The following is a 24,655-nucleotide window of genomic DNA, read 5'->3' on the forward strand; positions in this document are numbered from 1 at the left end:
AACTTCCCGGGCAACTTCGGTTCGTCGTACACGACGGTCATGAGCGACACGGTGAAGAACCTGTTCGAGGCGCCGCAGGTCTACAAGGTCCAGGGTCAGAACCAGTACCTCATGATCGTCGAGGCCCGGGGTGCCAACGAGCAGCGCTACTTCCGCTCGTTCACGGCCTCCAGCCTCAGCGGCGCGTGGACCCCGCAGGCCGCCAGCGAGAGCAACCCCTTCGCCGGCAAGGCCAACAGCGGCGCCACCTGGACCAACGACATCAGCCACGGTGACCTGGTCCGCAACAACCCCGACCAGACCATGACCATCGACCCCTGCAACCTGCAGTTCCTCTACCAGGGCAAGTCCCCCACCGCGACCGGCCCCTACGACCAACTGCCGTGGCGCCCGGGTCTCCTCACCCTGCGGCGCTGACCCGCCGCCAAGTCACGGTCACGCCACCGCGAGCCGTGAGAGCCGACCGCTGGTCGGAGCGTACGGTTCCTGAGCCTCGCCACTTCGCCATCGGAAGTGGCGAGGCCCCGCGCGTCCTCCGCCCGCACCGACCGGCAGCGCCGAGGCACGTCCGGTCGGCGACGGCTACGCGGCCGGCACGTTCGTCCTGCTGAACGCGGTCGGTTCGCCGCTGGACGAGCGGTCGTTCGCGGCGATCGTCCGCGCGGGCCGCCGGTACGGCGTGCCGGTCGAGGAGGTCGAGCCCTCCGAGGTGCCGGCTGTGCAGTCGCTGGACAACGAGCGGCCGCTGCGCGCTCTCCACCTGCCCGACGAGGCGTTTCTGGACGGCCGCGGTTGGCTTGAGTCCCTGGACGCCGCGCTCGACTCGCTGCCGAACGTGACCCGCGTCCCCGACGCCCCGCTGCTCGCCCCTTGGCGACCCGACCGGGCTCCGATCAGCGACTGGACCGTCCAGGAGGCGATCTCCGAGGCAGCCTCCCAGCACCAGGCCCTGGCCTCGGAAGCCCGCATGCGCCCACCGCTCACCGGTGCCTGGCCCCAGGCCCTCGCCGATGCCTACCGCCGGCTCCCCGACGACTTCGTACTCCCGCCCGAACTCGCGCCGCTTGCCTACGAACACGCGCCGGCCCTGACCAAGACGATCATCGGCTACCTGCAACGGCGCGACCTCAGCAGGTAGCCGTACCTCGTTCAGTGGCACGGCCTTGCCGGCCTGCTGGGTGGTGGGCCGCTCGGCCACGCAGAGGATGTTGCCCTCGTTGGTTCGACCCCCGACGCCGGTGCCCGGCCCGCTCGCGGTGAGCGGGCCGGGCACCGGCGGGTCGACCGGACGTCGACCGGCATCAGCCGGTCGCCGGCCGGCCGTCAGCCGATCAGTCGTCCGTCTCGTCGTAGCGGCCGTGGCCGAGGTGACGCAGGTCGAAAGACCAGATGCCGCGGCCGAAGGTGGCGGCATAGAGCTTGCCGTCCGGGCCGATCTTGAGCTGCTGCACCGCGGTGGTGGGCAGGTTGCGGCCAAGGACCCGCCAGTCGGTGGTGCCCGGCGCGCGGTAGAAGGCGGCGAGGTCGGAGCCGAGGGCCACACCGCCGTTCGGCAGGATCTTCACCGAGGTGGCCGGGACGTCGGGCAGGTTGGCCGAGATGTCGGTCCAGGTGGTGCCGCCGTCGTGGGTCTCGAAGAGGTGGCCGACGCCCGCGCCGGGGCCCTCGGTCCAGGTGCGCGAGAAGCCGTTGAAGGCGACGAGGACGTGCTGGGCGTCCTTCTCGTCCACGGCGAAGGAGGAGATGTAGCGGTTCGGCAGGGTTGCGTCGACCGGCAGGTCGAGCTGGTGCCAGCCGGTGCCGTCGGTCTTGCCCACCGCGATGCCGCGGCTGAAGCCGACGTTGTTGCACGGGCCGCACCAGCCCGCGTACACCGTGCCGTCGACCGTCGCGACCGCGGTGGCGACGTGGCCGGTACCGAGGTCGTAGGCCGAGGTCCACTCGTTGCCGCTGCGGATCGCGTAGCCCTTGTGCTGTACCCAGACGTGCCGGCCGCCGGCGATCCAGGTGTTGCCGTCCTTCGGGTCGCTGGTGATCGGCGCGATGAAGCGTGCGGCGCTGGTGTTCTTGTCCGGCGGGGCGACCTCGTAGGAGGTGGCCTTGCTCGGGTCCTTCGTCCAGCTGCCGTCGTTGACGGCGCAGTTCTGGGTGACCCACATGTCGAGGTAGACGTACTCCTCGGCGATGTTGCAGCCGTTGGCCGGGTCGACGAGGGTGTCGGCGCCGTCACCGCCGAAGTTGGAGCCCATCACCTTGTCGTGGGCGCGCAGGATCGACTGACCGTTGTCCTGGAGGCCGCCGCTGACGATCACACCCCGGCCCGAGCGGTCCGCCGGGTCCTTGCCGACGCCGACCGAGTAGTACTGCAGGGTGTCGATGGTGCCGTCGTTGAGCGGCGTCCAGTCCTTGGCGTGGCCGTACGCGTCCAACTGCCCGTTGGCCGGGCGGCGGTAGATACCGCCGTCGTTGCCGACGTAGACGTTGACCTTGCCCTGGTAGCTGCCGAAGGCGACGGCGTGCTGGTCGGAGTGGGTGGTCGGCGAGCAGTCGCCGGTCTGCTTGGCCGGGTCGATGCTCCAGCACGGGAAGCCGTTGTTCCAGTACGGCCCGACGGTGGCCCACTTGGCGCCGCCGTCGGTGGTCTCGAAGACCTCCTCGAGACCCGCGTAGACGTGGTCCGGGTTGGCCGGGTCGACCTGGAGGAACTGGTTGTACCAGGCCTGGATGCCCGGCTGGTAGCCGTCGTCCTGCAGCGCGGAGCCGGAGCCCTTCAGCTTGTCCTTGTCCGCGACCAGCGTCCACGGACCGGACGGGGAGCCGGACTTGGAGACGTAGATGCCCTTGAGGCCGGTGTCCGGGTCGCTGGCCATGACCGCCGGGGACTGGTCGATCGCGTAGTAGCGCGAGCCGTCCGCCGAGCGCGCGAAGGTCACGTTGCCGACGTTCGCCGCGTCCGTCGGCAGGTCGCCGAGCGAGCCGACGCGCTGCCAGGTGCCGTCCGCGGCCTTGCTGTAGAAGCCGTTGTAGGTGTCGCCGCCGCGCCAGCCCACCGCGAGGACCACCTTGTTCGGGTCCTTGGGGTCGATCGCGATGTCGTTGGCGATGTTCTTGTACGGCGCGGCCGGGTCCCCGGCCTTCGAACCACCCGGCAGGTACTCCGGGTTGGGCGCGAACTCGAGCGCCCACGGGCCCGACAGCGTGGTGGTCGAGTGGCTCCAGACACCCCGACTGGTGGCCGCCCACACCTTGCCGCCGGCGAAGCGCAGCGCGTGGATGATGGTCGACTCCAGCTCGGCGCCGCCGACCCGGTTGCCCGGCTGGAACTCACCGTGCTTGGGGTCGGCGAGCACGTACACGCCGGTGCCGACGTACGAGGTCGCGCCGGTGTTGGACTCGCCGGTGGCGTACCAGAGCCGGCCGCCGTCGTCGAGGTTCAGCGTGCCGGTGGACAGCGTGGGCAGCTTGTCGGCGATCGGCTCCCAGTTGCCGCCGCCGGTGCGGGAGCGGAACACGCCGCCGTTGGCACCGCCCGCGTAGACGTAGCCGTCCTTGTCGGCCGCGAGGCCGGTGGTCCGGCCCGTCACCAGGCCGGATCCGCCGCTGGAGTTGGAGTTGACGTCGCGGTAGCGCGGGTCGTCGGAGTTGTACGGCTTGTCCGTGACGTGGTCCCAGCTGCCGCCGGTGTGCGGCATGGACTGCAGTTGGGCCCAGGCCGCGCCGTAGGCCCCCGGCGCGACCACGCCGGGGGCGGTGCGGGCCTCGGTGTACTGCGCGGTGCCCTCGGCGGAGTTCTCCGCCTCGTCACCGCCGTCCCCGGCCTCGGTCTCGGCCCGCGGGCTGAGGCTCGGGGCCGCGGTCGTGGCGCCGGTGGCGCTCCGCACCTTCTGGGCGTGCGCCTTCCCGATGTCCGCCTGGTGCCGGACCTGCCACGGTTGCGGCTCCCGGGGTGCGGGCGGCGCGGCGAGCGCCTGGGTGGTGGTCAGTCCGAGCGCGGTGAGCGTGACGGCGCTCAGCAGCAGCCGTCGTCGTTGCCTGGTGGGCACGGTTGTGGTCCTCCCCTGCGGCCGGTCGCGCGGTCGCGCGACTCGGCGGAAACAGGGGGACAGCCTGCTGGTCCGATCCGGCCAGGGGAAGGGCCGTACGGTAAGAAGGCGGTAAGTTCCTTACCGATTAGAACAGTTGGCATTCACCGAATACGGAGGGCACACCGGACGGACCTCCCGGGCGGCGGGCCCCCGGGCGGCAGGACGCCCCACCGCGAGCGCGTCGGCTGATATCGTCCGATCACCGCCCGCCCCGTCACCGCCCAGCCTGTCACCGCCCGCGCACTCGCCGCCGGGCCGCGCGCACCGAGGTGACCGGGTCGAAGGAGCCGGGGCGGTCCCGGGTCAGCGGGTAGCAGGCGAATCCGATCAGTGCCGCACTGAGGTGGCCGACGCTGGTGTAGTCCCGGCTCTGCTGGACGCCCAGGCCGTAGACGACCAGCACCCCGGCCGCGTACAGGTACCGCCAGGGCCGCACGATCAGGTAGGTGAGCACCGCGACCACGCCGGCGAGCGCGTAGCTCACGCCGTAGTCGAGGGTGTAGACGGCTTTCGGCGAGGCGAGCCCGCGGTGGATCGCCCAGCCGAGCACGCCCTCGCTGAGGTAGGTCGCGCCGACGTGCGCGAGCATCGCCACCGAGATCCAGCGCAGCGTGCCGAGCCACCGCTCGGCGGGCACGTGGAAGAGGTTGTAGAGCAGGAAGTAGGACAGCCACCCGCCGCCCGCGATCCACAGGGCGCTGGTCACCAGGACGCGGACCGGCGAGGTCTGCAGGTGGTGCAGGTTGGTCGAGCGCCGCTCCAGGATGCGGTCGGCGGTCAACGGATCGACGTGCCGGATCACCTGCGTGGTGACGAGCAGGATCGCCAGCCAGACGTAGGTGCCCGGGGCGCGCCGGACGTAGGCCCACACCGCGCGGGCGGCTCGCGCCCACCAGGGCCGCCGGTGCGCCTCGGAGTTCCTGGCGGTGCTGCCGGCCATCGACTGCCTCCTCGACACTCCTCCCCTCGACACTCCCCCCTCGACACTCCCTTGCCCCCCCTCACCGCTTCCCGTCGCCGCTCCCCCTCACCACTTCCCCCACCCTCGCCCCGCCCCGCCGCCACCCGCCGCCGTGGCGGCCCGTACGGGTGATCCGGCCCCTGCCTCCCGGCGGCGGCGCCACCCGTCAACCGCCCGAGGGCGGCATCCGGCGGCCACGCTCCACTGACGTACGCTGGCGCTCTGACCCTCCCGGCCACGACCTCCTCGGCCACGCACCGGGCGTGCCGGTACCGGGAACAGCAGACAAGGGCGCCAGGCACGATGAGCGATCGCCTCGCAACGAGGGCACCGACCGACACCGAGGCCTCCCGGCAGCCCGCGCTGAGAGCGGCCGCCCGGCTGCGGCTCACCACGGCGTACGTCCTGCTGCTGACCGTCACCGCTTCCTGGCTCGCCGCCCAGGGCCACGCCGAGCGGGCCAGGTTCGTCCGGCACAACAGCAGCAACGTGCACCACATGGAAGTCGGTAAATGGTGGACGATGTTCACCAGCGGCCTGGTGGTGGACGGCGTACCGGCCTGGGCGGGCATCGCCGCGGTCGCCGTGGTGCTGGGCCTGGCCGAGTGGCGTTGGGGCCCCGCCCGGGCCGCCGCCGTCTTCGCCTTCGGGCACCTGGGTGCCACTCTGCTCACCGAGGGGGCCATGTGGGTGATGCTGACCGCCCACATCCCCGGCGCGCTCTCCCGGGCCCGGGACGTGGGCATCAGCTACGGGCTGGTCGCCACCGGCGCCTGTCTGCTCGCCCTGGGTCCGGTCCCGCTGCGCCGCTACGGTCTTCCGGCGCTGGCCCTGGCCCTGGCCACCGCCTGGGCGCTGGACCAGCAACTGGCCGACGCCGGGCACCTGGTCGCGCTGGGCCTCGGCGTACTCGCCTCCCGGACGGCCTGGCTGCGCGCCCGGGCGGCGCCCGTACCGCGCTGACGCCGCACCAGCGGGGACGGGCCGGACTCCCCCGGGAGTCCGGCCCGTCGCGGTTCCCACGCTCTTCCCGCCGCCTCCCACCGTTCTTCCGCCGTTCTTCCGCGCTCCGCCCGGATCTTGCCCACCGCACCCGGCACCGGGCCGACGGCCGTCCGGCGAACCACCAACCACGCCGCAGCGCAGATGAGTTGAGCGGACCGGCGGTCGACGGAGGGCGGCTCCGCAAGCAGTCACCCGCATCGACTCGATCGTATGCTCTTGCGTTGCTCTGCAAATCTATGCCACAGTTCGGGCATCGGATCGAATACGCCGAATCCCGTCACATATCGCTGAATCAGGGTCCCGCTCGCGCGGGTCTAAGGGTGCATCCATGTCGAAGGTCTTGAGCAAGCTGCCGGTCGGTGAACGGATCGGCATCGCATTCTCCGGCGGGTTGGACACCTCCGTCGCCGTCGCGTGGATGCGCGAGCACGGTGCGTTCCCCTACGCCTACACGGCCGACATCGGCCAGTACGACGAGCCGAACCTCGCCGACGTCCCCGCCCGGGGCCGCGCGTACGGCGCCGAGCAGGCCCGGCTGGTCGACTGCCGGGCCGCGCTGGTCGAGGAGGGCCTGGCCGCCCTCGCCTGCGGCGCCTTCCACATCCGCTCCGCCGGGCAGACGTACTTCAACACCACCCCGCTCGGCCGCGCGGTGACCGGCACCCTGCTGGTCCGCGCCATGCAGGAGGACGAAGTCTCCATCTGGGGCGACGGCTCCACCTACAAGGGCAACGACATCGAGCGGTTCTACCGCTACGGCCTGCTCGCCAACCCCAACCTGCGGATCTACAAGCCGTGGCTGGACCAGGCGTTCGTCGACCAGCTCGGCGGCCGTAAGGAGATGTCCGAGTGGCTCGCCGAGCGTGACCTGCCGTACCGGGACTCCGCCGAGAAGGCCTACTCCACGGACGCCAACATCTGGGGCGCCACCCACGAGGCCAAGCGGCTGGAGTACCTGGACGCCTCGATGGAGATCGTCAGCCCGATCATGGGCGTGGCCTTCTGGGACCCGGCGGTCGAGATCCGGACCGAGGACATCACCGTCGAGTTCGAGTTCGGCCGCCCGGTCCGGATCAACGGCCAGGAGTTCGCCAACGCCGTCGACCTGGTCCACGAGGCCAACAGCATCGGCGGGCGCCACGGCCTCGGCATGTCGGACCAGATCGAGAACCGGATCATCGAGGCCAAGAGCCGCGGCATCTACGAGGCCCCCGGCATGGCGCTGCTGCACATCGCCTACGAGCGGCTGCTCAACGCCATCCACAACGAGGACACCCTCGCCACCTACCACACCCAGGGCCGCCGCCTCGGCCGGCTGCTCTACGAGGGCCGGTGGTTCGACCCTCAGGCGCTGATGCTCCGGGACAGCATGCAGCGCTGGATCGGCCACCCGGTCACCGGCAGCGTCACGCTGCGGCTGCGGCGGGGCCAGGACTACTCGGTGATCGACACCCAGGGCTCCAACTTCAGCTACCACCCCGAGAAGCTGTCCATGGAGCGCAGCGTCGACGCCGCGTTCGTCCCGGACGACCGCATCGGCCAGCTGACCATGCGCAACCTCGACATCGCCGACTCGCGCAGCAAGCTGGAGCAGTACGCGGTGCACGGCCAGCTGGCGCCGTGGAGCGGCCTGATCGGCGAGCTCGCCCCGGGCGGGGCCGCCCCCATCGCCGCGGGCACCGGCGACGCGGAGGAGTCCACCGCGCTCGACCACGCGGCGATCGAGTCCGGCACCGACTGACGGGTCCGGCACCGACCGAAGGTCGTACAGCGACAAGGCATCGCACCGACCGACGGATCCGGTGCGATCACGGAGGCCGCCGCACCACACCGGTGCGGCGGCCTGCGCCGTTCACTCCGACGGCCGCACCGGCCGTGCACGCCGGGCACCGCCGTAGCTGAATGGCGAACGTGCGCCCGGCGACGGGAAGGCAGGACCCGCAATGGGTGAAGCGGTCGGTTCGATGCTGGCCTCGGCGGTGGCGGTCGCGCTCAGCCCGCTGCCGCTGATCACCGTGATCCTCATCCTGGCCACCCCGCGCGGCCGGACGAAGGGCCTCGCCTTCACGGCCGGCTGGGTGCTCGGCCTCGCCGTGCCGGTCGCCGTCACCCTGGCGGTCGGCAGCGCGCTGAACCGGGTTCAGACCACCCCCACCTGGTCGTCCTGGCTGAAGCTCGCCCTCGGCGCGCTGCTCCTGCTGTCGGCCGCGCGGCAGTGGCACGACCGGCCTCGCGCGGGCCACGTCACGGCGCCGCCCGCCTGGCTGCAGGGGATCGACCGCTTCTCGCCCGCCAGGTCCGCCGGCCTCGCCCTCGCACTCGTCGCGCGCAGCCCGAGGAGCCTGCTCCCGGCCGTCGGCGGCGCCGCCTCGATCGCCGCCACCGCGACCGGCACCGGCGCCGAGGCCGTGGCCGCGGCACTGCTGGTGTCGATCGGCTCGCTCTGCACGCTCCTGCCGCTCGCGGTCCACCCGCGGGACGGAGCCCGGACCCTCGGCGAGTGGCGGGCCTGGACGGCCACCCACCAGGCCGCCGTCCTGACCACGGTCCCGGCCGTGCTCGGAGCCGAGTACCTGGGCGACGCGGTCTCCGGGCTCACGTGAGCCAGACCCCGTCTAGAGGGCACGCGGTCCACGGCCGCGCGCCGGTCGGCCCGCGCCCCTCACCGGATCCGCACCACCCCCCGCCCCCGTACCGCCCGGACGCCCAGCCTTGCGGGGTCCGTCCTCGGGTGCGCCGCCACCGCCTCCCGCAGCGTCAGCAGGATCTCCCCGTCGTAGCGCTCCGCCAGGACCCGCGCCAGCTCGGCCGGACCGCCCGGCCGCACGTCCGGCGCCAGTTCCGGCAGCCGGTCCGGGGCGCTGAGGTCCTGGGCCTGGGCCGCCCAGCGCGCCGCGTCCCGCCGCTCGCCCTCGGCGGTGTAGTGCACGGCCAGGCAGTGCACGGCCAGCTGGTCCCCGTACTGGGCGGCGATCCGCCACCAGAAGACGCCGTCCGGCGCGCGTCCCATCCCGTACAGCAGGCAGCCGAGGGTGCGGAAGGCGGTCTTCTCGGCGAGTTCGAGGTCCAGGGCCAGTTCCGCGGGCTTCACGGCGCCCGCCACGCCCGCGCACAGGTGCCGCAGGTCCCGGCGGAGTTCGGCCCGGCGCCCGGCCCACGGGGACTGTCCCGCCCCCGTGCCCGCGCCTGCACCCGGCCCCCCGCCCGAACCCGAGCCCCAACCCGAACCAGGACTCCAACCCGGCCCGGGACCCGGTCCCGAACCAGGTCCCGGGCCTGCTCCCGGGCCCAGCCCCACCCCCGCGCTCGACCCCGACGCCGGAGCGTGCGGCGGTCGGGCGCCGGCCGGCGGACGGGCGGGGCGTTCGCGCACGGCGGGGGCAGGCCGACGAGCGGCGGCGAGCCGCTCGGCCAGCCGCCGGGTGAAGGCCACCGGGTCGTGGTCGTCGAACTCCCGCTCCAGCTCGGCGGAGTGCGCACGCAGCAGGTCCCCGACCCTCACGTCTCCGCCTCGTCGTCGTCCGGGTGCTCCAGCAGGTACTCCAGGTGGCGCCGCCCCAGGCTGTAGTAGGTGCGGGCGGTGGTGTGCGCGATCCCGAGCGACCGGCCGATGTCGGGGTACGACAGGCCGGCCTGGCGCAGTCGGACCACATCGGCCTGGACCGGCGCGGCCCGCGCGAGCTCGTCCATCGCCCAGTCGAGGGCGTCCAGTTCGGCGAGTTCGTCCAGTTCGTCCTGGCTGTTGTCGGGGCTGCGCTGGGCGATCACCCGCAGTCGTTTGCGTTCGGTGCGTCGGCGGTCGCGCATGACGTCCACCACCGCGTCCTTCACGACCTTGAAGGCGAAGGCCTGTGGATCGGCGCTGGCCAGGGCCCGGCGCCAGTTCTTGTAGAGCGTGGCGCCGGCGTTCTGGACCGCGTCCTGGGCGTCCTCGCGGTGCCGCAGGCGCTGCTGGGCGTAGCGGAGGTAGCCCGAGTTCTCGCGGGTGAAGAAGGCCTCGAAGTCGTTCGGCAGGTCGCCGAGCGGGTCCGCCCGAAGGCCCCGCTCCTCGCCCGGCCCGGGACTGTTCATGCACGCCCCCTCTCGTGGGTCAGCTGGCCGGCCCACCGGGTGGCACGCCGACGGCCCCTTGGGGGCTCGTGGTGTAACCGTCCGGGAGGCGCGGGATGTCGACCGGATCGGGCGGACAATTGGTGAACGTTTCCGTTCACTTTTGAACAGCACGACTGACCTGCCGATTCGGGCCCTTCAGCCCCGCCGGAATACCGACTATGTGACCCAGATCACATCGGACGGGGCGTCGGCTTGACAAGCCCCATGGTGCCGATGTGGCGACACCGGACGCCACCCGCCAGCGCCACCCCGCGTCACCACCCTCGCGTCGCCACCCCCGTCGGCAGCCTCGCGCGCTACCCGGCCCTACGGCGCCGGCTCCACCGCCGCCGAGTCCAGCGCGGCGGTCACCCGCTCCAGCAGCCCCCGCAGCGCCGCCAGGTCCTCGACCGGCAGCCCGGTCGCGGTGAGCAGACGGCGCGGGACCTGCCCGGCCCGCTCGCGCAGCGCCGACCCCTCGGGCGTGAGCGCGACGGTGACCGACCGCTCGTCCTGCGGGCTGCGCTCGCGGCGCACCAGTCCGGCTGCCTCCAGCCGCTTGAGCAGCGGGGAGAGCGTGCCGGAGTCGAGCCGCAGGCGCTCGCCGATCCGCTTGACGGGCAGCTCGCCGTCCTCCCAGAGCACCAGCATGACCAGGTACTGCGGGTAGGTCAGCCCGAGGTCCCGGAGCAGCACCCGGTAGGTGCCACCGAAGGCCCGCGAGGCCGCATTGAGCGAGAAGCAGATCTGCTGGTCGAGGCGGAGCAGTTCCTCGTCCGCCATGCCGGGAAGCGTGGTCATGGGTCCATGGTACCGATCGCACTCGCGCCACTTAGTTGTGCGCAATTGAATTGCGTGCTCTACTTATCTCACGGCAGGGCACCGGACAGGCCGCCAGAACACCGGCGGCGCCCCCGGGCCCACCCATCCGAGCAACGTGAAGCACCACGAAGGGGACCGACCATGGACGCGCTCTACACCGCCGCCGCCACCGCCAACGGCCGGGAGGGCCGCGCCGTCAGCTCCGACGGCCGACTGGACCTCCCGCTGGCGATGCCGGCGGCGCTCGGCGGCAACGGCGAGGGCACCAACCCCGAGCAGCTGTTCGCGGCCGGCTACGCCGCCTGCTTCGCGAGCGCCCTCGGCCTGGTCGGCCGGCAGTCCCGGGTGGACACCAGCGAGGTCTCGGTGACCGCCGAGGTGTCCATCGGCAAGGACGGCGCCGGCTTCGGCCTCGCCGTCGTACTGCGCGTCGAGCTGCCCGACTCCCTCGCGGGCGAGACCGGCGAGCTGCTGGTCAAGCAGGCGCACGAGGTCTGCCCGTACTCCCGCGCCACCCGGGGCAACATCCCGGTCGAGCTGGTCGTCGAGTAGTCGGGCAACTGCGTGGGTCCGCGGGTCGCGATACCGCGCCGAAGCCTTCGCAGGCACACCGGGCCCGCCGCACAGCACGTGCGGCGGGCCCGGCCCCTGCGCCCTGCGCGATGCCGCCCACACCGACACGCGCCGGCTCAGCCTCCTCCCGGCCCGTTCGCCGAGCGCAGCGTCTCCAGTCTGTGCCGGTACTCCTCCGCGTCGATCTCGCCCCGCGCGAACCGCTCCGCGAGCATCTGCTCCGGGGTCGGCCCCGACGCCCAGCCGCGCGAGCCGCCCGGCCCATGACCGCCGGGGCCCGGTGCCGCCGGACCGGGCGGGATCGGCTGCCGCGAGCGCGAGACGTACCGGAACAGGGCGACGGCGAGGACCACGATCAACGCCAGGACCAGCAACGTCCCGATCACCATCATCCCGACGCCCCAGCCACCCATGCCGTGGCCGTGCCCGAACCCATGCCAGTGCCTCATCAGGACCTCCTCCTCCGGCCCCGTCGGGGCCCGCCGAGGTGATCAGCGCCTTACCACCATCGTGCGCCCGGCACCGGTGAAAGTGCCGTGAAGAAAGCCTGAAAAAACGTTCCGGCGCCCCGGCACGCACCCACGGGGGTAGCGTGCCGCTTGTGAACCGGCACCCGCCCACGACCCGCCACCCGCCCGACGACGGCCGCTCCCCCGAGCAGCTCGTCGCCGCCGGAGTGCTGCGGCGCCACGCCGACCCCAGCCCCCACCCGACGCTCGGCCACTCCCCAATCACCTATGTCGCCACCGCGCTCTGGGCCGAACTCGCCGCCCTCGCCATCGCGCCGTCCGCCGCCGAGGCCACCGCCACCGCCCTGCTGCGCGAACTCGCGGACCAGGCCGTGGACGCGGCCCTCGCCCCGGGCAACGAGCACGCCCCGCGCGACGACCTGTACGTGACCGACCCCGCCCACATCGGCCGGAACCGCCGCGCGGTCTGGTTCCACCGCTTCGGCCCGCACGGCCCGATCACCGCCGCCTTCGCGCCGTGAACAGCAAGCCGTACGCGCCGTGAACAGCAAGCCGCACACGCCGCGAACCACAGGCCGAAGGGTCCGTCCGTCTCAGCGCTCGACCTGCAGGCTGTGGCAGACCCAGCTGAGCCGGTCCGGCCCGTCGATCGGCGGCCGGTCGTGGTACGTCCCGTCGGCCACGGACAGGTTGACGATCAGGTAGGCGTGCCAGTTGGACCCCACCCCGTGCAGGTCCGCGTAGACCAGCTCGTCCTCGACGTACCAGTCCACCGAGTGTGCGCCGAGCACCACCCGCAGGCCGAAGGTCGCCCCGGGGCCGATCCCGACGCCGCCGCCGTGCCAGTACCGGAAACCGCCCCGGACGTGGTTGGAGATCTCCAGCAGGTCCGGGTTGTCGGGGTGGTACTCGAAGACGTCCACCTCGTTGCCGCCGTCCCGCCAGGTCCAGATCGCCGGCCACGCGCCCAATTCGACGGGCAGCGTCACGCGCGCCGACAGCACGTCCCCGGTGCGGACCTGGAAACCGTCCGGACTGCCCTCGGTGGTCAGCAGGTTGCAGCTCCACAGCCCGCCGCTGCTCCGCCGGGTGGCGGTGAACAGTCCGCCGGGGCAGTACCCGCGGACGAGGTAGTCGAGCTTGTGGTCGCTCCGATTGGTCGGCCCCATCCGGGGATAGGCGCTGCTGCGCCCGGTAATCCACTGCCTGGTCGAAGTGAAGTCCGCGTCGAACACGACTGTCACGGCCGCCTCCCCGGTGCACCGATGTCCCGGCAGCCATCAGCCGGGCACACAGGGTGAGTTACCCGATACGCTCCGCTGTATGCGAAGTGGACCGCCCGGGTCCGAGCCGGCACTCACGGCGACGGAGCCGAGAGGCCGGAACAGAGGGCCGGAAGCCGGATCAGCCGACCGTCGCCGCGCCCCCGGCACCGAGCCGGTCGGTCACCGAGACCACGCCGTCCACCGAGCGGCACAGGTTGAGCACGATCGGCACCAGGTGCGGTTCGGGCACGGTGCCGCTGAGCACCACCCGGCCCTGGTTGACCTCCACCCCGATCTCCGCCGGGCTGACCCCTTCGATCCGGCCGAGCACCTCCTCGACGATCTCCCGCCGGATCACCATGTCCTCGCGCAGGAACACCCGCAGCAGGTCCCCGCGGCTGACCATGGCGATGACCCGCCCCTCCTCGTCCAGCACCGGCAGCCGCTTCAGTCCGTGCCGGCTCATCATGCGGGCCGCCGCGACCACGCTGGTGCCGGGGGTGGTGCAGACCGGTTGGGCCGTCATCAGGTCGGCGGCGGTGACCTCGCCGCCCGGGCCCGCCTGCACCGACTCGGGCGCCGGCAGCAGGCTGCCCGGGTCCTCCTGCGCGGCCAGGGTGCGCAGCAGGTCGGCCTCCGAGACCACGCCGAGCGGCCGCCCCTCCGGGTCCGTCACCGGCACCCCGGTGATGTCGTACTCGCTCAGCAGCGTCACGATCTCCCGGAACCCGGTCTCGGGGGAGACCAGGACCACGGGGCTGGTCATCACGGATTCGACAGTGGCATGCCGCACGCCGGTTCACCTCGTCCAACAGTGCTGGTCCGACCGGGCGCGGATCGTCCCGGCCGGTTACCGGCAGCATGGCGCGCGGCCGCGCGGATCGCCAGGGGCCAAGGGGCCGAATGGGTGGGACCTTGGGCCCCGGCCCGCTCCTGGTACACGGCCCCGACCGGAGCTCCGCGCACCCCTCGATCGCTTCCGATCGCCCGCCGGGATCCCCGGACGGCGCAACCATCACATGATCGACTCGTTGGACCGTCCACCACGACAGCACCACGGCTCCCGGGAGGCCCCTTTGCCAGGACGGACGGTGGGCGCGGCAGCGCCGGCCCGAGGGGTCCCGGCGCGTCCCGTGGCCCGGGCGGAGGCCGCGCTGGTGCGCCACTACCGCAGGCTGGTCCGGCTGGCGTACCTCGCTCTGCCGGCCGACCGGGACCGGCACACCCGGGTGCTCGCCGCGCACGCCGCCGTCCAGCGCGCCCTGCCCTTCCGCTGGACCCGCCGTGACGAATCGGGCACCGCCGAAGCGGACCCGGTGTACGCCGCGCTGCGCCTGCGGGTCCTGCGCGCCGCGCTCCGCCCGCACCCGGCCGCCCGCCTGTTCGCGCCCCGGGTCTGGGGGCTGCGGCTGTTCACCCCGCACGGCGGCGAGGAGGACGCGGAACTCGACCGCGCGCTCGCCGCGCTCGACACCCCGGCCCGGGCCGCGTTCGCCCTTCGGACGGTCGAGGAGCTGGACGCGGACGAGGCCGCGTCGGTGCTGCGGCAGGCGGGGGTGGCACAGCCGGACGAGGCGGTGGCCGCGGCCGCCGCCGTCCCGTCCGGCCCGGACCCGCAGCCACCCGCCTTCGACCCGTGCGCGGTCCGAGTGCAGCCCACCGACCTGCTGCGCCGCCGCCGGACGCTGACCGCGGCGTTGGCGGTCGGCGTGCTGGGGCTCACCACCACGGCCGCCGTCCTGGGCGGATCCGGCCCCGCGACGCCCACCGGACCGGCGTCCGGGCCCGCCCCGGGCGCCGCCGATCCGGCCCGGCTGGTCCGGGTGGCGCTCGACGCGTGGCAGCACACCGCGCGGGTGGACTTCTCCGCCTGGCCCGCGCGGGGCGACCGCCGCGAGGACGGCGCGCTCCTCGGCCACGCCCTGGTCGCCTGGGCGCAGCCCGGACCGCGGACCCGCGCCGAGCCGGGCACGGACGCCGCCCCGCCCGCCGAAGCACCGCAGCTGCTGTTCGCCGGGACGGTGGACGGCACCGGCGTGGTGGTGCTGTACGACGGCCGGCGGATCGCCCGCTACACCGACGGCCGCGACGGCGGTCTGGACCTCGCCCGCGCCGACGACGCGGACCTGACCACGGCGGGCGCGGTGGCACTGCGCCGCCAGGGCACCGCCGTCCGGTATCTGCTGGCGCCCTGGGTGGACGCCGCCGAGACCCGTCGGATCGACCAACCCGACGCCCCTGCCCGCCCGTTGGAGCACCCCGACGGCATCACCACCCCGGCCGCCGGCGGCGGTCCCGCCGACTGCCAGGGCGCCACCCTGCTCCAGTTGCACTCCTCCCCCGTGGTCGCCAAGCACGCCTTCCTGCTGGCCGACCTGGGCGGCCTCGTCCCCGCGCACCTCACCTACGCCGCGCCGCCGGACCGCACCCAGCCCGACCGCACCGCACCCGACCGCTCCCGGCCGACCCGCGAACCCCACGAGGCGACCGCCCAGGACGCGCTGCAGGCCTGGGCCCGGGCCGGCTGCGCCGTCCCGGACGGCAAACCGGGCGTCAAGCAGCTCGACCTGTGGGCCTTCGCCGTCCAGCCGCTGCCGCAGAACGTGGGCTCGGCCGCCTGGGTCTGCCTGCGCGCCGACCGCTGGAACGGCGAGGGCAGCGCGGCCACCGCCGTCGTCCTGCCGGCGGCCCGCGGACCGCAGCGCACCGGCGGCGGCCCGGGCCGGGCGTGCAGCCGCTTCGAGCAGGACACGGTGGCCTGGGCCTGGTGGCGCTCCCCGCAGGGCACGGAGTACCTGCTCGCGGCGGGCAGCCGCCGCGTCACCCGACTCTCGGTCAAGGGCCCGGACTGGTCCGCCGACCGGCCCGCCGCGGACCACACCCTCGCCGTCGAGCGCCCTGCCCGCGCGGCCGTCCAGGTGGAGGCGCTCCTCGACAACGGCACCCGCATCGGCCCGCTGCACTGACCCCCCATTCAGCCTGCTGCACCTGACAACTCCGCCTCGTAGTCCGGAAGTTCGACGCTACTGACCTTCTTCCCCAGCTCCAGCATCTTCTCCAGCGCCCACCGCCGGTTCAGTACCGCGTTGCGGAACCGCAGCCCGGTCGCCGTGCGCGGCGCCAGGAAAGCCCCGGTGCGGTCGCCGCCCTTCTGGCAGCCCTGCGCGTAGCCGCGCAGCAGCGTCTCGTACCGCTCGAAGGCGGCGCGGTGGTCGCCGCGCGCCCGGGCCAGCTCGCCCGCCAGGACGTACGCGGCCACCACCGCCGTCCCGGTGCCCATGCCACCGATGGTCGCGCCGCAGGCGGCGTCGCCGATCAGGGCGATCCGGCCGCTCGACCAGGTGGGCGTGTCGGCCCGGCTGATGGAGTCGAAGTACAGCTCGGGGGCGGCGTCCAGGCTTTCCAGCAGCTGTGGCACCCGCCAGCCGAGATCCGCGAAGGCGGCCCGGACCAGGGTTTTCTGCTGCGCCTGGTCGTGGCGGTCGTAGCGCAGCTCAGGCGAGGCGAACAGGCAGAAGGCGCCCGCCCGGTTCGGGTCCCGGTGGGCGGCGCCGACGGCCATCAGCCGGCCGGGGACGTTCAGTCCCACCGTTCCGACCGGCAGTCCGAGGCCGTTCGGCAGCTGCCAGGTGGCCGCGTAGTAGCCGAGGTGGCGGACGTAGCGCTCCTCCGGGCCGAAGGCGAGCCGACGGACGTTGGAGTGCAGCCCGTCGGCGCCGATCACCAGGTCGAACTCGCGCGGCGCACCGTGCCGGAAGGCGACCCGGACTCCGCTCGGCGTCTCCTCCAGCGCGGTGATCGAGTCGCCGAAGAGGTACTCGGCGCGGGCGCTGCTGTGCCGGTACAGCAGCTGGGCGAGTTCCCCGCGCGGTATTTCCAGGTCGCCGCCCGCGAACTCGGCGGGCAGGTGCAGCAGTCGGCTGCCGTCGGCGGCCAGGAAGGTCATCGGGCTGCCACCGGTGGCGAGTGGACGCAGCTCGTCCAGCACGCCCATCCGTTCCAGCACGGTCAGGTGGGTGCGGCCGCGGAAGTCGACGTCCTGGCCGCCGTCGCGCAGTGCGGGGGCCAGCTCGACCACGGTCACCTCGAAGCCGTACCGGCCCAGCCAGTGGGCCAGCGCGGGGCCGGCGATGCTCGCGCCCGAGATCAGGATCTTGGTGCTCATGGGGACCACTCCGTCCGAGGATTCCGAAAACTGTGTCCAGCGGACACTGTTTGCTGCTGTGTACGGTAGACACAGTTGGAGTGGATGGGCAACCCCCAAGGCAGCACGACGGGAGCGGACGATGAGCGAGGCGGCGAACGACACGGTGCGGCTGCTCTGGGGGCCGCCGGCCAAGCCGACCCGGGGGCCGAAGCCGGCCCTCACCCTGGAGCGGATCGCCGCGGCCGGCGTCGAGGTCGCCGACGCGGAGGGCCTGGGCGCGGTGTCGATGCAGAGGGTGGCCGGGCTGCTCGACTTCACCAAGATGTCGCTCTACCGCTACGTCCCCGGCAAGGCCGAACTGATCGCCCTGATGGTCGAGTCGGCCGTCGACGAGCCCCCACGGCCCGCGGACGGCGCCGACTGGCGGGAGCAACTCTCCGCCTGGGCAGTCCACTTGGCCGCCACCTTCGCCCGGCACCCGTGGCTGCTGGACGCCACCGTCGGCCCCCGGGTGGTCGGCCCGAAGGAACTCACCTGGCTGGAGCGGGTGGTGGCCGCACTCGACGGCCACGGGCTGACCGGCCCCGAGCGGATGGACGCCGCCGTCCTGCTCGCCGGGCACGTGCGCGGGATCGCCGAGCAGTCCCGCGCCGCCGGACCCGCCGGCTCCCCCGAGGCCGAACTCCTCACCGTCCTCGACACCGTGGTGCGCCGGCACGCCGACCGCTACCCCGCCGTCGCGGCCGCCATGGCCGACCCGGGCGGGCGCGACCAGGCGCTCGACTTCGGCCTGGAACGCATCCTCGACGGCCTGGCCGCCCTGATCGAGCGCCGCACCCGGCAGACCTGATCCGCACCGGGCAGGCCTGACCGCGAGGATCCGGCTCAGCCGCGCACCCGGAAAACCCCTCGGACCACCGCCCGTCCGCCCGCTACCATCGCGCCCCATGGCGATGTTCGTGCACCTGACCGCCGCGGCCAACGCGCCGCGCATCCGCCGCGCCGGGATCCGGGCCGACAGCCGCGGGCAGGGCGGAGCGCGCGGGCTCTACTGCTTCCCCGTGCTGCCCTCGTACACGCTCACCCACCAGTGGCTGCGCGAGCTGGCCCGGTTCGGACCCAAGGGTTCCCTGGTCGCGGTGCACGTCCGACTGGACGACGCGCTGGAGGTCCTGGCCGGGCACTACCGCGACCGCGCCAAGGGCGCCCAGCAGTCGGTGTCCGCGGCCGAGGCGGTGCGGCGGATCGGCGCGCTGGCCGATCCGCGCGGCTGGGAGGTCTTCCTGCCGCGTGCGGTGGGCGCCCGCGAGGTGCACCGGATCCGCGCCGTGCCGCAGGTCGCCGGCTGGCGCTACCTGCCGAACGCCCACGGCACCCGGCCCTGCACCTGCTTCGGCTGCCGGATCCGCGGCGAGTACGGCGGACGCCGGCTGCGCGAGCGCCGGCCGCACCCGCTGGACGGTCCGCCGCCGCCCGTCCCCGTCCTGCTCTCCCGGATCGAGGCGGCCGGCGACCCGGGCGACCCGACCGAGCTGCGGGCCGCCCTGCACTGGTTCGCGATGCGCCGTCGCGGCCCGGTGGACGCCCTGGCCCGCCTGGCCGCGCACCCCGATCCCGGCGTGCGCGAGGATCTGGTCTGGACGGTCGGCACCTGGTCCACCCCGGGAGCCGCCGGGCTGCTGGACGGCCTCGCGGACGATCCGGACCCGGATGTCCGCGAGGCCGTCGAGGCGATGCGGGACCGCTGAGGCCCCGCCGCCACCGGAAGCCGTCAGGAGACGCGCATCCCGTCGGTGACCTGCGCCGCTCTCCGCCGACGTGCCCGTCCGGCCGATCCGGGTGAGCATGGGACAAACCGCGTCTTCGGCGACTCGGCGACTCGGCGATTCGGCGCGCCGGTCGGCTCCGGTGGCGCCCGGAAGGTGGACTGCGATGTTCCAGCTCCTGTGGATTCTGCTCATCGGCTTCGTGCTCGGCGTGCTCGCCAAGCTGATCCTGCGCGGCCCGCAGGCGATCCCCTGGTGGCTGACCATGCTGCTCGGCGCCGCCGGGGCCTGGCTCGGCAACGCCGTCTCCGGCTGGGTCGGCGTCCGCCACACCTCGGGCATCGACTGGATCCGGCACATCCTCCAACTCGCCTTCGCCGTCGGCCTGGTGGCCTTCGTTGCGCCCGCCTGGACCAGGTCCCACCACAGCCGCTGACCTCATAGCCCCGGCCGGCCCGCCGGGCTGAGCGGTACGGCCGCACCCCGCGGCCGTACCGCTCAGCCCACGTGCACGGCCGGACGGCGCGAGCGGTCCGGTTCGGCCTCGCGCAGCACCTCGCGGGTGACCGGTGCGATCTCGCCCTGCCCGAACAGGAAGAACCGCAGGAACTGCGCGAAGGGGCTGCCCTCGGTCCACTCGAAGTAGATGTGCGGCTGCTGCCCGGTCAGGTCGCGGACCTGCAGCAGCAGGGCGGCCAGCGCGTTGGGGACGCTGGAGCTCTGCAGCGACAGCACCCGGTAGCGGGCGTGCATCACCTCGCCGCGCACGGTCAGTTCGGCTTCGAAGTCGGACGGGTCGAGCACGGTGACCTCGACGAAGACCAGGTCGTCCTCGACCGGGATGTCGTTGTCCCGGCGGATCTGGTGGATCTTGTCGCGGTACTCGGCGAGGTGCCGGCTGTTCGGCTCGTTGGCGATCAGCCGCAGCGGGCGGTGCATGTAGTCCCGGACGAACCGCTCCGCGACGTCGTCCAGCACCACGTCGGTGACGCGCAGTTCGAAGGCCCGCTTGAGCCGGGAGAGGAAGGAGACCAGCATGATGCCCGCGATGAAGCAGGCGCCGATCTTGACGCCGTCCGGCCGCTCGGCGATGTTGACCGCCGTGGTGTAGAGGAACACCGCCGCGATCACCGCGAAGCCGGACCGCCAGCGGCGCTGTCCGGCCTTGTGTGCGGCAATGGTGACGGCGATCGCGGCGGAGCTGATCAGCACCAGGACGCCGGTCGCGTACGCGCCGCCCTGGGCGTCCACGTTGGCGTCGAAGAGCCAGGTGACCAGGAAGGCGATCAGGGTGAGGACGATGACGGTGGGCCGCACGGCGCGGGCCCAGTGCGGCGCCATGCCGTAACGGGGCAGGTAGCGCGGCATCAGGTTGAGCAGTCCGGCCATCGCGGAGGCGCCGGCGAACCAGAGGATCGCGATCGTGGACAGGTCGTAGATGCTGCCGAAGGCGCTGCCGAGGTACTCGTGGGCGAGGTAGGCGAGAGCCCGCCCGTTGGCCGCGCCGCCCGGCTTGAAGGCGTCGGCCGGGATGAGCAGCGTGGTGATGAAGCTGGTGGCGATCAGGAAGCAGCTCATGATCGCGGCGGCGGTGGTGAGCAGCAGGCGGGCGCCCCGGATCCGGCCGGTGGGCTTCTCCTCGGTGTCGTCGGGGTCGCCCTCGATGTGCGGCATCACGGCGACGCCGGTCTCGAAGCCGGACAGGCCGAGCGCGAGCTTGGGGAAGACGATCAGGGCCACGCCGACCATGGCGATCACGTTGCCGTGCTCCATGATGAGCGCGTCGGTCCAGTCGCTGAACAGGTACGGGGCCTTGAGCACGTTCCAGAGCCCGTCGGCGACCACCACGACGTTCAGCGCGAGGTAGACCGCGACCAGCACCACGGCCAGGCCGATCGCCTCGCCGAAGCCCTTGAGGAAGACCCCGCCGAGCAGCGCGATCATGATCAGGGTGAGGAGGACCTCCTTGCCGGTCAGCGCGCTGTGCAGGTGCGGGTTCTCCACCAGGTGCGCGCTCGCGTCGGCGGCGGACAGGGTGATGGTGATCATGAAGTCGGTGGCCGCGAAGCCCAGCAGCGCGAGGACGAACAGCTTGCCCTTCCAGAACGACAGCAGCCGCTCCAGCATCGCGATCGAGCCCTCGCCGTGCGGGCTCTCCTGGGCGACCCGCCGGTAGACCGGGAGCGCGCCGAGCAGGGTGACGATCACCAGCACGATGGTCGCCAGCGGCGACACCAGGCCGGCCGCGAGAGCGGCGATGCCGGGCTGGTAGCCGAGCGTGGAGAAGTAGTCCAGGCCGGTCAGGCACATGACCCGCCACCAGCGCTGCCCCTTCACGTGCGGCACCTGGGCGTGCGGGCCGGGGTGCTGCTTGGCCCTGTCCGCCAGGCCTTCGAGCATCCACGCCCGGAACCGCCCGCCCTTGGGCCGGGACGGCGCCCCCGGTTCGGCCGAACCCGACGAGACCACGTACACCCCTGTCCACGACTCGGTCGGCCGCCTACGGGGCCGGACCCCCTGTGGCCGCCGGACGGCGGGCCTGGTCAGGCTAGGTGACCGGGTCGGGCCCGCCCGGGAACCGCGCGGGCCAACACGCCAGGGTGCGCCCGTACGGCCCTCCCGGCCGGCGGGCGGCGTCCGGCCGTGCCCGGCGGCCCGGCGCGTTTACCCGGACTCGGCCTCCGGAACGGGTGAGGATGTCCGCGCGCATTGACGCACGAGGTTGACGCTCCGGGTCGGCGACGGCCGATCGACACCATCGACACAGTTGCGAACCAGAGGGAGGCCGCGGTGGCGGTACCGAGCCGACGGGGGATCCTGGGCCTGGGCCTGATGGCGGCCGCCGTCACCTCCTGCGGTGCCCGTCACCCGGAGCCGGCACCGGCCCCGCACCCCTCCGCCGACCCAACGGCCGGCCCCGGCCCGGGCGACACCGACCCCGGCGCGGGCGACGCCGGCCGGCACGCCGGGCCGACCAACGACCTGAAGCACGAGCAGGCCCTGCCCGGCACGCCCGGCTGGGAGATCACCGACCCCGGCCCGGACGCCGCCATCGCGGGCTTCGCCGACCGGGTCAGCGTGCTGCCCGGCGAGAGCTTCGGCCTGCACGTCTCCACCCCGGCCTCCGCGTTCACCGTCTCCGCCTACCGGATGGGCTGGTACGACGGCGCCCGCGCCCGCCTGGTCTGGCGCCGCGAACACGTCCCCGGCGACCAGCAGCCCACGCCGCACGTCGACCCGGCGACCCGCACCGTGCTGACCGGCTGGCAGCGCACCCTCGCCGTGGACACCACCGGCTGGCCCGAGGGCGCGTACCTGCTGCGTCTGGACACCGAGGACGGCTCCGGCCACCGCTACGTGCCGCTCACCGTCCGCTCGGCCGTCACCGCCGGGAAGACCGTGATCATGAGCGCCCCGGCGACCTGGCAGGCCTACAACGAGTGGGGCGGCTACAGCCTCTACAACGGCCCGACCGGAGGCCTGGCCACCCGTTCGCTGAAAGTCGTCTTCGACCGGCCGTACGACTACGACCACGGCGCCGGGCTGTTCCTGGTCTACGAGGCGCCGCTGGTCGCCCTCGCCGAGCGGCTGGGTCTGCCGCTCGCCTACACCACCGGCATCGACGTGGCCCGCGAGCCCGGGCTGCTGACCGGCGCGACCACCGTCGTGTCGCTGGGCCACGACGAGTACTGGTCCCCCGAGCAGCGCGCCCGGGTGGTCGCCGCCCGCGACGCCGGGACCAACCTGGCGATCCTGGGCGCCAACTGCTGCTTCCGCCGGGTCCGCTTCGAGCCGACCGACCTCGGCCCGGAGCGCACGGTGGTCTGCTACAAGGGCGCCTGGGCGCAGGACCCGGGGTACCAGGCGGGCGCCCCGGCGACCACCGACTTCCGGGCCGACCCGGGCGCCGACCCGGAGAGCTCGATGCTCGGCGTGATCTACGACGGCTACCCGGTGGACGCCCCGTACGTGGTCACCTCCCCCGGGCACTGGGCCTTCGAGGGGACGGGCGTCGCGGCCGGGGCGTCCTTCCCGCACCTGGTCGGCGTCGAGTACGACCGGGTGGACACCGCCTTCCCCACCCCGCGCCCGATCGAGGTGATCGCCCACTCCCCCGTGGTCTGCGAGGGCCGCCACTCCCACTCCGACACCGCCTACTACACCGTGCCCGGCGGCGCCGGGGTCTTCGCCTCCGGCACGATGCGCTGGGTCGAGACCCTCGACGCCCACAGCCCCGGCGGCGGCAAGGCCGACCACGGCATCGACGCCCAGGCCGGGGACCTGGTCCGCAGGACCACCGAGAACGTCCTGCGCACCTTCGCCGCCGGCCCGGCTGGCCGCACCCACCCGGCCCAGGACAACCTCGGCGCCGTCTACGGCACGGCGTAGCGGCGAGTTCTCCGGACAACCATTTCGGGCGGGGGCGGCCCGCCGCGGGAGCGCATCGTGGTCGAACGGACGTCCGACCGCCGCCCGCGGCAGGAGGGGGCCCGCGCCCCCGATACACTCACCCGGTCCAACCAGCGCAGGTCGTCCAGGCAAACCGACCGGTGCGGCCCGGGTGCCGACCGGCGAGTGCACGAGGGAAACAGAACATGGTCGAGGCCTCCCCCAAGGTCGTTGTGGTCGTCCCCACGTACAACGAGCGGGAGAACCTCCCGGTCCTCGCGGGCCTGCTCGCAGAGCTTCCGGTGCCGAACCTGCACCTCCTGGTGGTCGACGACAACTCGCCCGACGGCACCGGCGAGATCGCCGAGAAGCTCGCCGCGGACTCCGGCGGCACCGTCGGCGTGCTGCACCGCACCGAGAAGAACGGCCTCGGCCGCGCCTACCTGGCCGGCATGGACCGGGCCCTGGACGAGGGCGCCGACGTCGTGGTCCAGATGGACGCCGACCTCTCGCACCCGGCCTCGGCGATTCCCGAGATGGTGCGGACCCTGCTCACCGACGACACCGGCGTGGTGATCGGCTCCCGCTACGTCACCGGCGGCTCCACCGCCGCCGAGTGGCCCTGGCACCGCAAGGCCCTGTCCGCCTGGGCCAACCTCTACGTCAACACCATCCTCGGCCTGGGCGTCAGGGACGCCACCGCCGGGTTCAAGGCCTGGCGCGCGAGCACCCTGCGCGCCATCGACCTGCCGACCGTGCAGAGCAACGGCTACTCGTTCCAGGTCGAGATGAACTACCGGGTGGTCAAGCAGGGCATGACGATCCGCGAGGTGCCGATCCGCTTCGAGGAGCGGATCGAGGGCGCCTCGAAGATGAGCATCGGGGTGCAGGTCGAGTCCGCGCTGGCCCCCTGGAAGCTGCGCTTCCACCGCGGCAACTGACCGGAGGCAGCCGGAAGGCGACCAGTAGCCGGTCGGAACCGCTCGTTTTCACGGGTCCTGCGGGTTCATACGGGTTCATCCGGGCTCATACGGGTGCCGGACGGGCCCGGGACCGGTGTGAAGGGCGGCGGCGGGGAAA

General features: G+C 73.3%; 23 protein-coding genes. 13 read left to right on the top strand and 10 right to left on the bottom strand.

Annotated elements, in window-relative coordinates; all coding sequences use genetic code 11:
• Both ACIBEC_RS09140 and ACIBEC_RS09145 read left to right on the top strand, forming a co-directional pair.
• A partial coding sequence (locus ACIBEC_RS09140; RefSeq protein ID WP_396287820.1) for a non-reducing end alpha-L-arabinofuranosidase family hydrolase occupies nt 1-417 on the top strand: 417 nt, incomplete at its 5' end.
• 262 nt (nt 418-679) lie between these two features.
• Complete coding sequence (locus ACIBEC_RS09145) at nt 680-1,138, top strand: hypothetical protein (RefSeq protein WP_396287821.1); 459 nt, start codon at nt 680-682, stop codon at nt 1,136-1,138.
• Nucleotides 1,139-1,331: 193 nt separating this feature from the next.
• On the opposite strand, the gene ACIBEC_RS09150 is transcribed toward ACIBEC_RS09145, so the two are convergent.
• On the bottom strand, nt 1,332-4,043 hold the full coding sequence (locus ACIBEC_RS09150; RefSeq protein ID WP_360504477.1) for a glycosyl hydrolase: 2,712 nt from the start codon (nt 4,041-4,043) through the stop codon (nt 1,332-1,334).
• Between the two features lie 271 nt (nt 4,044-4,314).
• Nucleotides 4,315-5,025: a rhomboid-like protein gene (locus tag ACIBEC_RS09155; RefSeq protein WP_360504479.1), complete on the bottom strand. Its 711-nt coding sequence runs from the start codon at nt 5,023-5,025 to the stop codon at nt 4,315-4,317.
• Between the two features lie 324 nt (nt 5,026-5,349).
• Here ACIBEC_RS09155 and ACIBEC_RS09160 point away from each other — a divergent pair, with 324 nt between their 5' ends.
• From ACIBEC_RS09160 to ACIBEC_RS09170, 3 genes are all read left to right on the top strand, one after another.
• Nucleotides 5,350-6,009 (top strand): rhomboid-like protein, encoded by a 660-nt coding sequence (locus tag ACIBEC_RS09160; RefSeq protein WP_360504481.1) that lies wholly within the window; start codon nt 5,350-5,352, stop codon nt 6,007-6,009.
• A 370-nt stretch (nt 6,010-6,379) separates the two neighbouring features.
• Complete coding sequence (argG, locus tag ACIBEC_RS09165) at nt 6,380-7,792, top strand: argininosuccinate synthase (RefSeq protein WP_360504483.1); 1,413 nt, start codon at nt 6,380-6,382, stop codon at nt 7,790-7,792.
• Nucleotides 7,793-7,994: 202 nt separating this feature from the next.
• Nucleotides 7,995-8,654, top strand: coding sequence for a GAP family protein (locus tag ACIBEC_RS09170; protein WP_360504485.1), 660 nt, complete (start codon nt 7,995-7,997; stop codon nt 8,652-8,654).
• 59 nt (nt 8,655-8,713) lie between these two features.
• On the opposite strand, the gene ACIBEC_RS09175 is transcribed toward ACIBEC_RS09170, so the two are convergent.
• From ACIBEC_RS09175 to ACIBEC_RS09185, 3 genes are all read right to left on the bottom strand, one after another.
• Nucleotides 8,714-9,142, bottom strand: a complete 429-nt coding sequence (locus ACIBEC_RS09175; protein WP_360504487.1) for a hypothetical protein — start codon at nt 9,140-9,142, stop codon at nt 8,714-8,716.
• A gap of 407 nt (nt 9,143-9,549) precedes the next feature.
• Nucleotides 9,550-10,122 carry a sigma-70 family RNA polymerase sigma factor gene (locus ACIBEC_RS09180; RefSeq protein ID WP_360504489.1) on the bottom strand — a complete coding sequence of 191 codons (573 nt, stop codon included), beginning with the start codon at nt 10,120-10,122 and terminating at the stop codon, nt 9,550-9,552.
• Nucleotides 10,123-10,470: 348 nt separating this feature from the next.
• Complete coding sequence (locus tag ACIBEC_RS09185) at nt 10,471-10,944, bottom strand: MarR family transcriptional regulator (RefSeq protein WP_360504491.1); 474 nt, start codon at nt 10,942-10,944, stop codon at nt 10,471-10,473.
• Nucleotides 10,945-11,106: 162 nt separating this feature from the next.
• Between ACIBEC_RS09185 and ACIBEC_RS09190 the strand changes: the two genes are divergently transcribed.
• Complete coding sequence (locus tag ACIBEC_RS09190; RefSeq protein WP_360504493.1) at nt 11,107-11,517, top strand: organic hydroperoxide resistance protein; 411 nt, start codon at nt 11,107-11,109, stop codon at nt 11,515-11,517.
• Between the two features lie 137 nt (nt 11,518-11,654).
• On the opposite strand, the gene ACIBEC_RS09195 is transcribed toward ACIBEC_RS09190, so the two are convergent.
• Nucleotides 11,655-11,987 carry an SHOCT domain-containing protein gene (locus ACIBEC_RS09195; protein WP_360504495.1) on the bottom strand — a complete coding sequence of 111 codons (333 nt, stop codon included), beginning with the start codon at nt 11,985-11,987 and terminating at the stop codon, nt 11,655-11,657.
• Between the two features lie 152 nt (nt 11,988-12,139).
• Between ACIBEC_RS09195 and ACIBEC_RS09200 the strand changes: the two genes are divergently transcribed.
• Complete coding sequence (locus ACIBEC_RS09200; protein ID WP_360504496.1) at nt 12,140-12,529, top strand: hypothetical protein; 390 nt, start codon at nt 12,140-12,142, stop codon at nt 12,527-12,529.
• Nucleotides 12,530-12,601: 72 nt separating this feature from the next.
• On the opposite strand, the gene ACIBEC_RS09205 is transcribed toward ACIBEC_RS09200, so the two are convergent.
• Both ACIBEC_RS09205 and ACIBEC_RS09210 read right to left on the bottom strand, forming a co-directional pair.
• Nucleotides 12,602-13,252: a beta-glucanase gene (locus ACIBEC_RS09205; RefSeq protein ID WP_360504498.1), complete on the bottom strand. Its 651-nt coding sequence runs from the start codon at nt 13,250-13,252 to the stop codon at nt 12,602-12,604.
• A 160-nt stretch (nt 13,253-13,412) separates the two neighbouring features.
• Complete coding sequence (locus ACIBEC_RS09210) at nt 13,413-14,039, bottom strand: CBS domain-containing protein (protein WP_360504500.1); 627 nt, start codon at nt 14,037-14,039, stop codon at nt 13,413-13,415.
• A 367-nt stretch (nt 14,040-14,406) separates the two neighbouring features.
• Between ACIBEC_RS09210 and ACIBEC_RS09215 the strand changes: the two genes are divergently transcribed.
• A complete protein-coding gene (locus ACIBEC_RS09215) occupies nt 14,407-16,239 on the top strand; it encodes a hypothetical protein (protein ID WP_360504501.1) in 1,833 nt (610 codons plus the stop codon).
• 8 nt (nt 16,240-16,247) lie between these two features.
• Here the strand turns inward: ACIBEC_RS09215 and ACIBEC_RS09220 are convergent, their stop codons facing one another.
• Complete coding sequence (locus tag ACIBEC_RS09220; protein WP_360504503.1) at nt 16,248-17,438, bottom strand: FAD-dependent monooxygenase; 1,191 nt, start codon at nt 17,436-17,438, stop codon at nt 16,248-16,250.
• 121 nt (nt 17,439-17,559) lie between these two features.
• Between ACIBEC_RS09220 and ACIBEC_RS09225 the strand changes: the two genes are divergently transcribed.
• The 3 genes from ACIBEC_RS09225 to ACIBEC_RS09235 all read left to right on the top strand — a co-directional run bounded on the left by ACIBEC_RS09225 (nt 17,560) and on the right by ACIBEC_RS09235 (nt 19,622).
• Nucleotides 17,560-18,270 (top strand): TetR/AcrR family transcriptional regulator C-terminal domain-containing protein, encoded by a 711-nt coding sequence (locus tag ACIBEC_RS09225; RefSeq protein ID WP_360504505.1) that lies wholly within the window; start codon nt 17,560-17,562, stop codon nt 18,268-18,270.
• A gap of 97 nt (nt 18,271-18,367) precedes the next feature.
• Nucleotides 18,368-19,168 (top strand): HEAT repeat domain-containing protein, encoded by an 801-nt coding sequence (locus tag ACIBEC_RS09230; protein ID WP_360504507.1) that lies wholly within the window; start codon nt 18,368-18,370, stop codon nt 19,166-19,168.
• 184 nt (nt 19,169-19,352) lie between these two features.
• Nucleotides 19,353-19,622, top strand: coding sequence for a GlsB/YeaQ/YmgE family stress response membrane protein (locus ACIBEC_RS09235; RefSeq protein WP_360504509.1), 270 nt, complete (start codon nt 19,353-19,355; stop codon nt 19,620-19,622).
• A 62-nt stretch (nt 19,623-19,684) separates the two neighbouring features.
• On the opposite strand, the gene ACIBEC_RS09240 is transcribed toward ACIBEC_RS09235, so the two are convergent.
• Nucleotides 19,685-21,586 carry an amino acid transporter gene (locus ACIBEC_RS09240; protein WP_360504599.1) on the bottom strand — a complete coding sequence of 634 codons (1,902 nt, stop codon included), beginning with the start codon at nt 21,584-21,586 and terminating at the stop codon, nt 19,685-19,687.
• A 390-nt stretch (nt 21,587-21,976) separates the two neighbouring features.
• Here ACIBEC_RS09240 and ACIBEC_RS09245 point away from each other — a divergent pair, with 390 nt between their 5' ends.
• Both ACIBEC_RS09245 and ACIBEC_RS09250 read left to right on the top strand, forming a co-directional pair.
• Nucleotides 21,977-23,575, top strand: a complete 1,599-nt coding sequence (locus tag ACIBEC_RS09245) for a N,N-dimethylformamidase beta subunit family domain-containing protein (RefSeq protein WP_396287824.1) — start codon at nt 21,977-21,979, stop codon at nt 23,573-23,575.
• Nucleotides 23,576-23,781: 206 nt separating this feature from the next.
• The gene (locus tag ACIBEC_RS09250) at nt 23,782-24,516 is read left to right on the top strand and encodes a polyprenol monophosphomannose synthase (protein WP_360504511.1); all 735 of its coding nucleotides are present in this window, start codon (nt 23,782-23,784) and stop codon (nt 24,514-24,516) included.
• Nucleotides 24,517-24,655: the final 139 nt, after the last annotated feature.

Source organism: Kitasatospora sp. NPDC051164, from assembly GCF_044455625.1.
Lineage (GTDB): Bacteria > Actinomycetota > Actinomycetes > Streptomycetales > Streptomycetaceae > Kitasatospora.

Excerpts from the sequence above, each read along its gene's own strand:
- ACIBEC_RS09155 (WP_360504479.1), bottom strand. The coding sequence starts at position 5,025 with ATGGCCGGCAGCACCGCCAGGAACTCCGAGGCGCACCGGCGGCCCTGG.
- ACIBEC_RS09160 (WP_360504481.1), top strand. The coding sequence starts at position 5,350 with ATGAGCGATCGCCTCGCAACGAGGGCACCGACCGACACCGAGGCCTCC.
- argG (WP_360504483.1), top strand. The coding sequence starts at position 6,380 with ATGTCGAAGGTCTTGAGCAAGCTGCCGGTCGGTGAACGGATCGGCATC.
- ACIBEC_RS09170 (WP_360504485.1), top strand. The coding sequence starts at position 7,995 with ATGGGTGAAGCGGTCGGTTCGATGCTGGCCTCGGCGGTGGCGGTCGCG.
- ACIBEC_RS09180 (WP_360504489.1), bottom strand. The coding sequence starts at position 10,122 with ATGAACAGTCCCGGGCCGGGCGAGGAGCGGGGCCTTCGGGCGGACCCG.
- ACIBEC_RS09185 (WP_360504491.1), bottom strand. The coding sequence starts at position 10,944 with ATGACCACGCTTCCCGGCATGGCGGACGAGGAACTGCTCCGCCTCGAC.
- ACIBEC_RS09190 (WP_360504493.1), top strand. The coding sequence starts at position 11,107 with ATGGACGCGCTCTACACCGCCGCCGCCACCGCCAACGGCCGGGAGGGC.
- ACIBEC_RS09195 (WP_360504495.1), bottom strand. The coding sequence starts at position 11,987 with ATGAGGCACTGGCATGGGTTCGGGCACGGCCACGGCATGGGTGGCTGG.
- ACIBEC_RS09210 (WP_360504500.1), bottom strand. The coding sequence starts at position 14,039 with ATGACCAGCCCCGTGGTCCTGGTCTCCCCCGAGACCGGGTTCCGGGAG.
- ACIBEC_RS09220 (WP_360504503.1), bottom strand. The coding sequence starts at position 17,438 with ATGAGCACCAAGATCCTGATCTCGGGCGCGAGCATCGCCGGCCCCGCG.
- ACIBEC_RS09225 (WP_360504505.1), top strand. The coding sequence starts at position 17,560 with ATGAGCGAGGCGGCGAACGACACGGTGCGGCTGCTCTGGGGGCCGCCG.
- ACIBEC_RS09230 (WP_360504507.1), top strand. The coding sequence starts at position 18,368 with ATGGCGATGTTCGTGCACCTGACCGCCGCGGCCAACGCGCCGCGCATC.
- ACIBEC_RS09235 (WP_360504509.1), top strand. The coding sequence starts at position 19,353 with ATGTTCCAGCTCCTGTGGATTCTGCTCATCGGCTTCGTGCTCGGCGTG.
- ACIBEC_RS09240 (WP_360504599.1), bottom strand. The coding sequence starts at position 21,586 with ATGCTCGAAGGCCTGGCGGACAGGGCCAAGCAGCACCCCGGCCCGCAC.
- ACIBEC_RS09250 (WP_360504511.1), top strand. The coding sequence starts at position 23,782 with ATGGTCGAGGCCTCCCCCAAGGTCGTTGTGGTCGTCCCCACGTACAAC.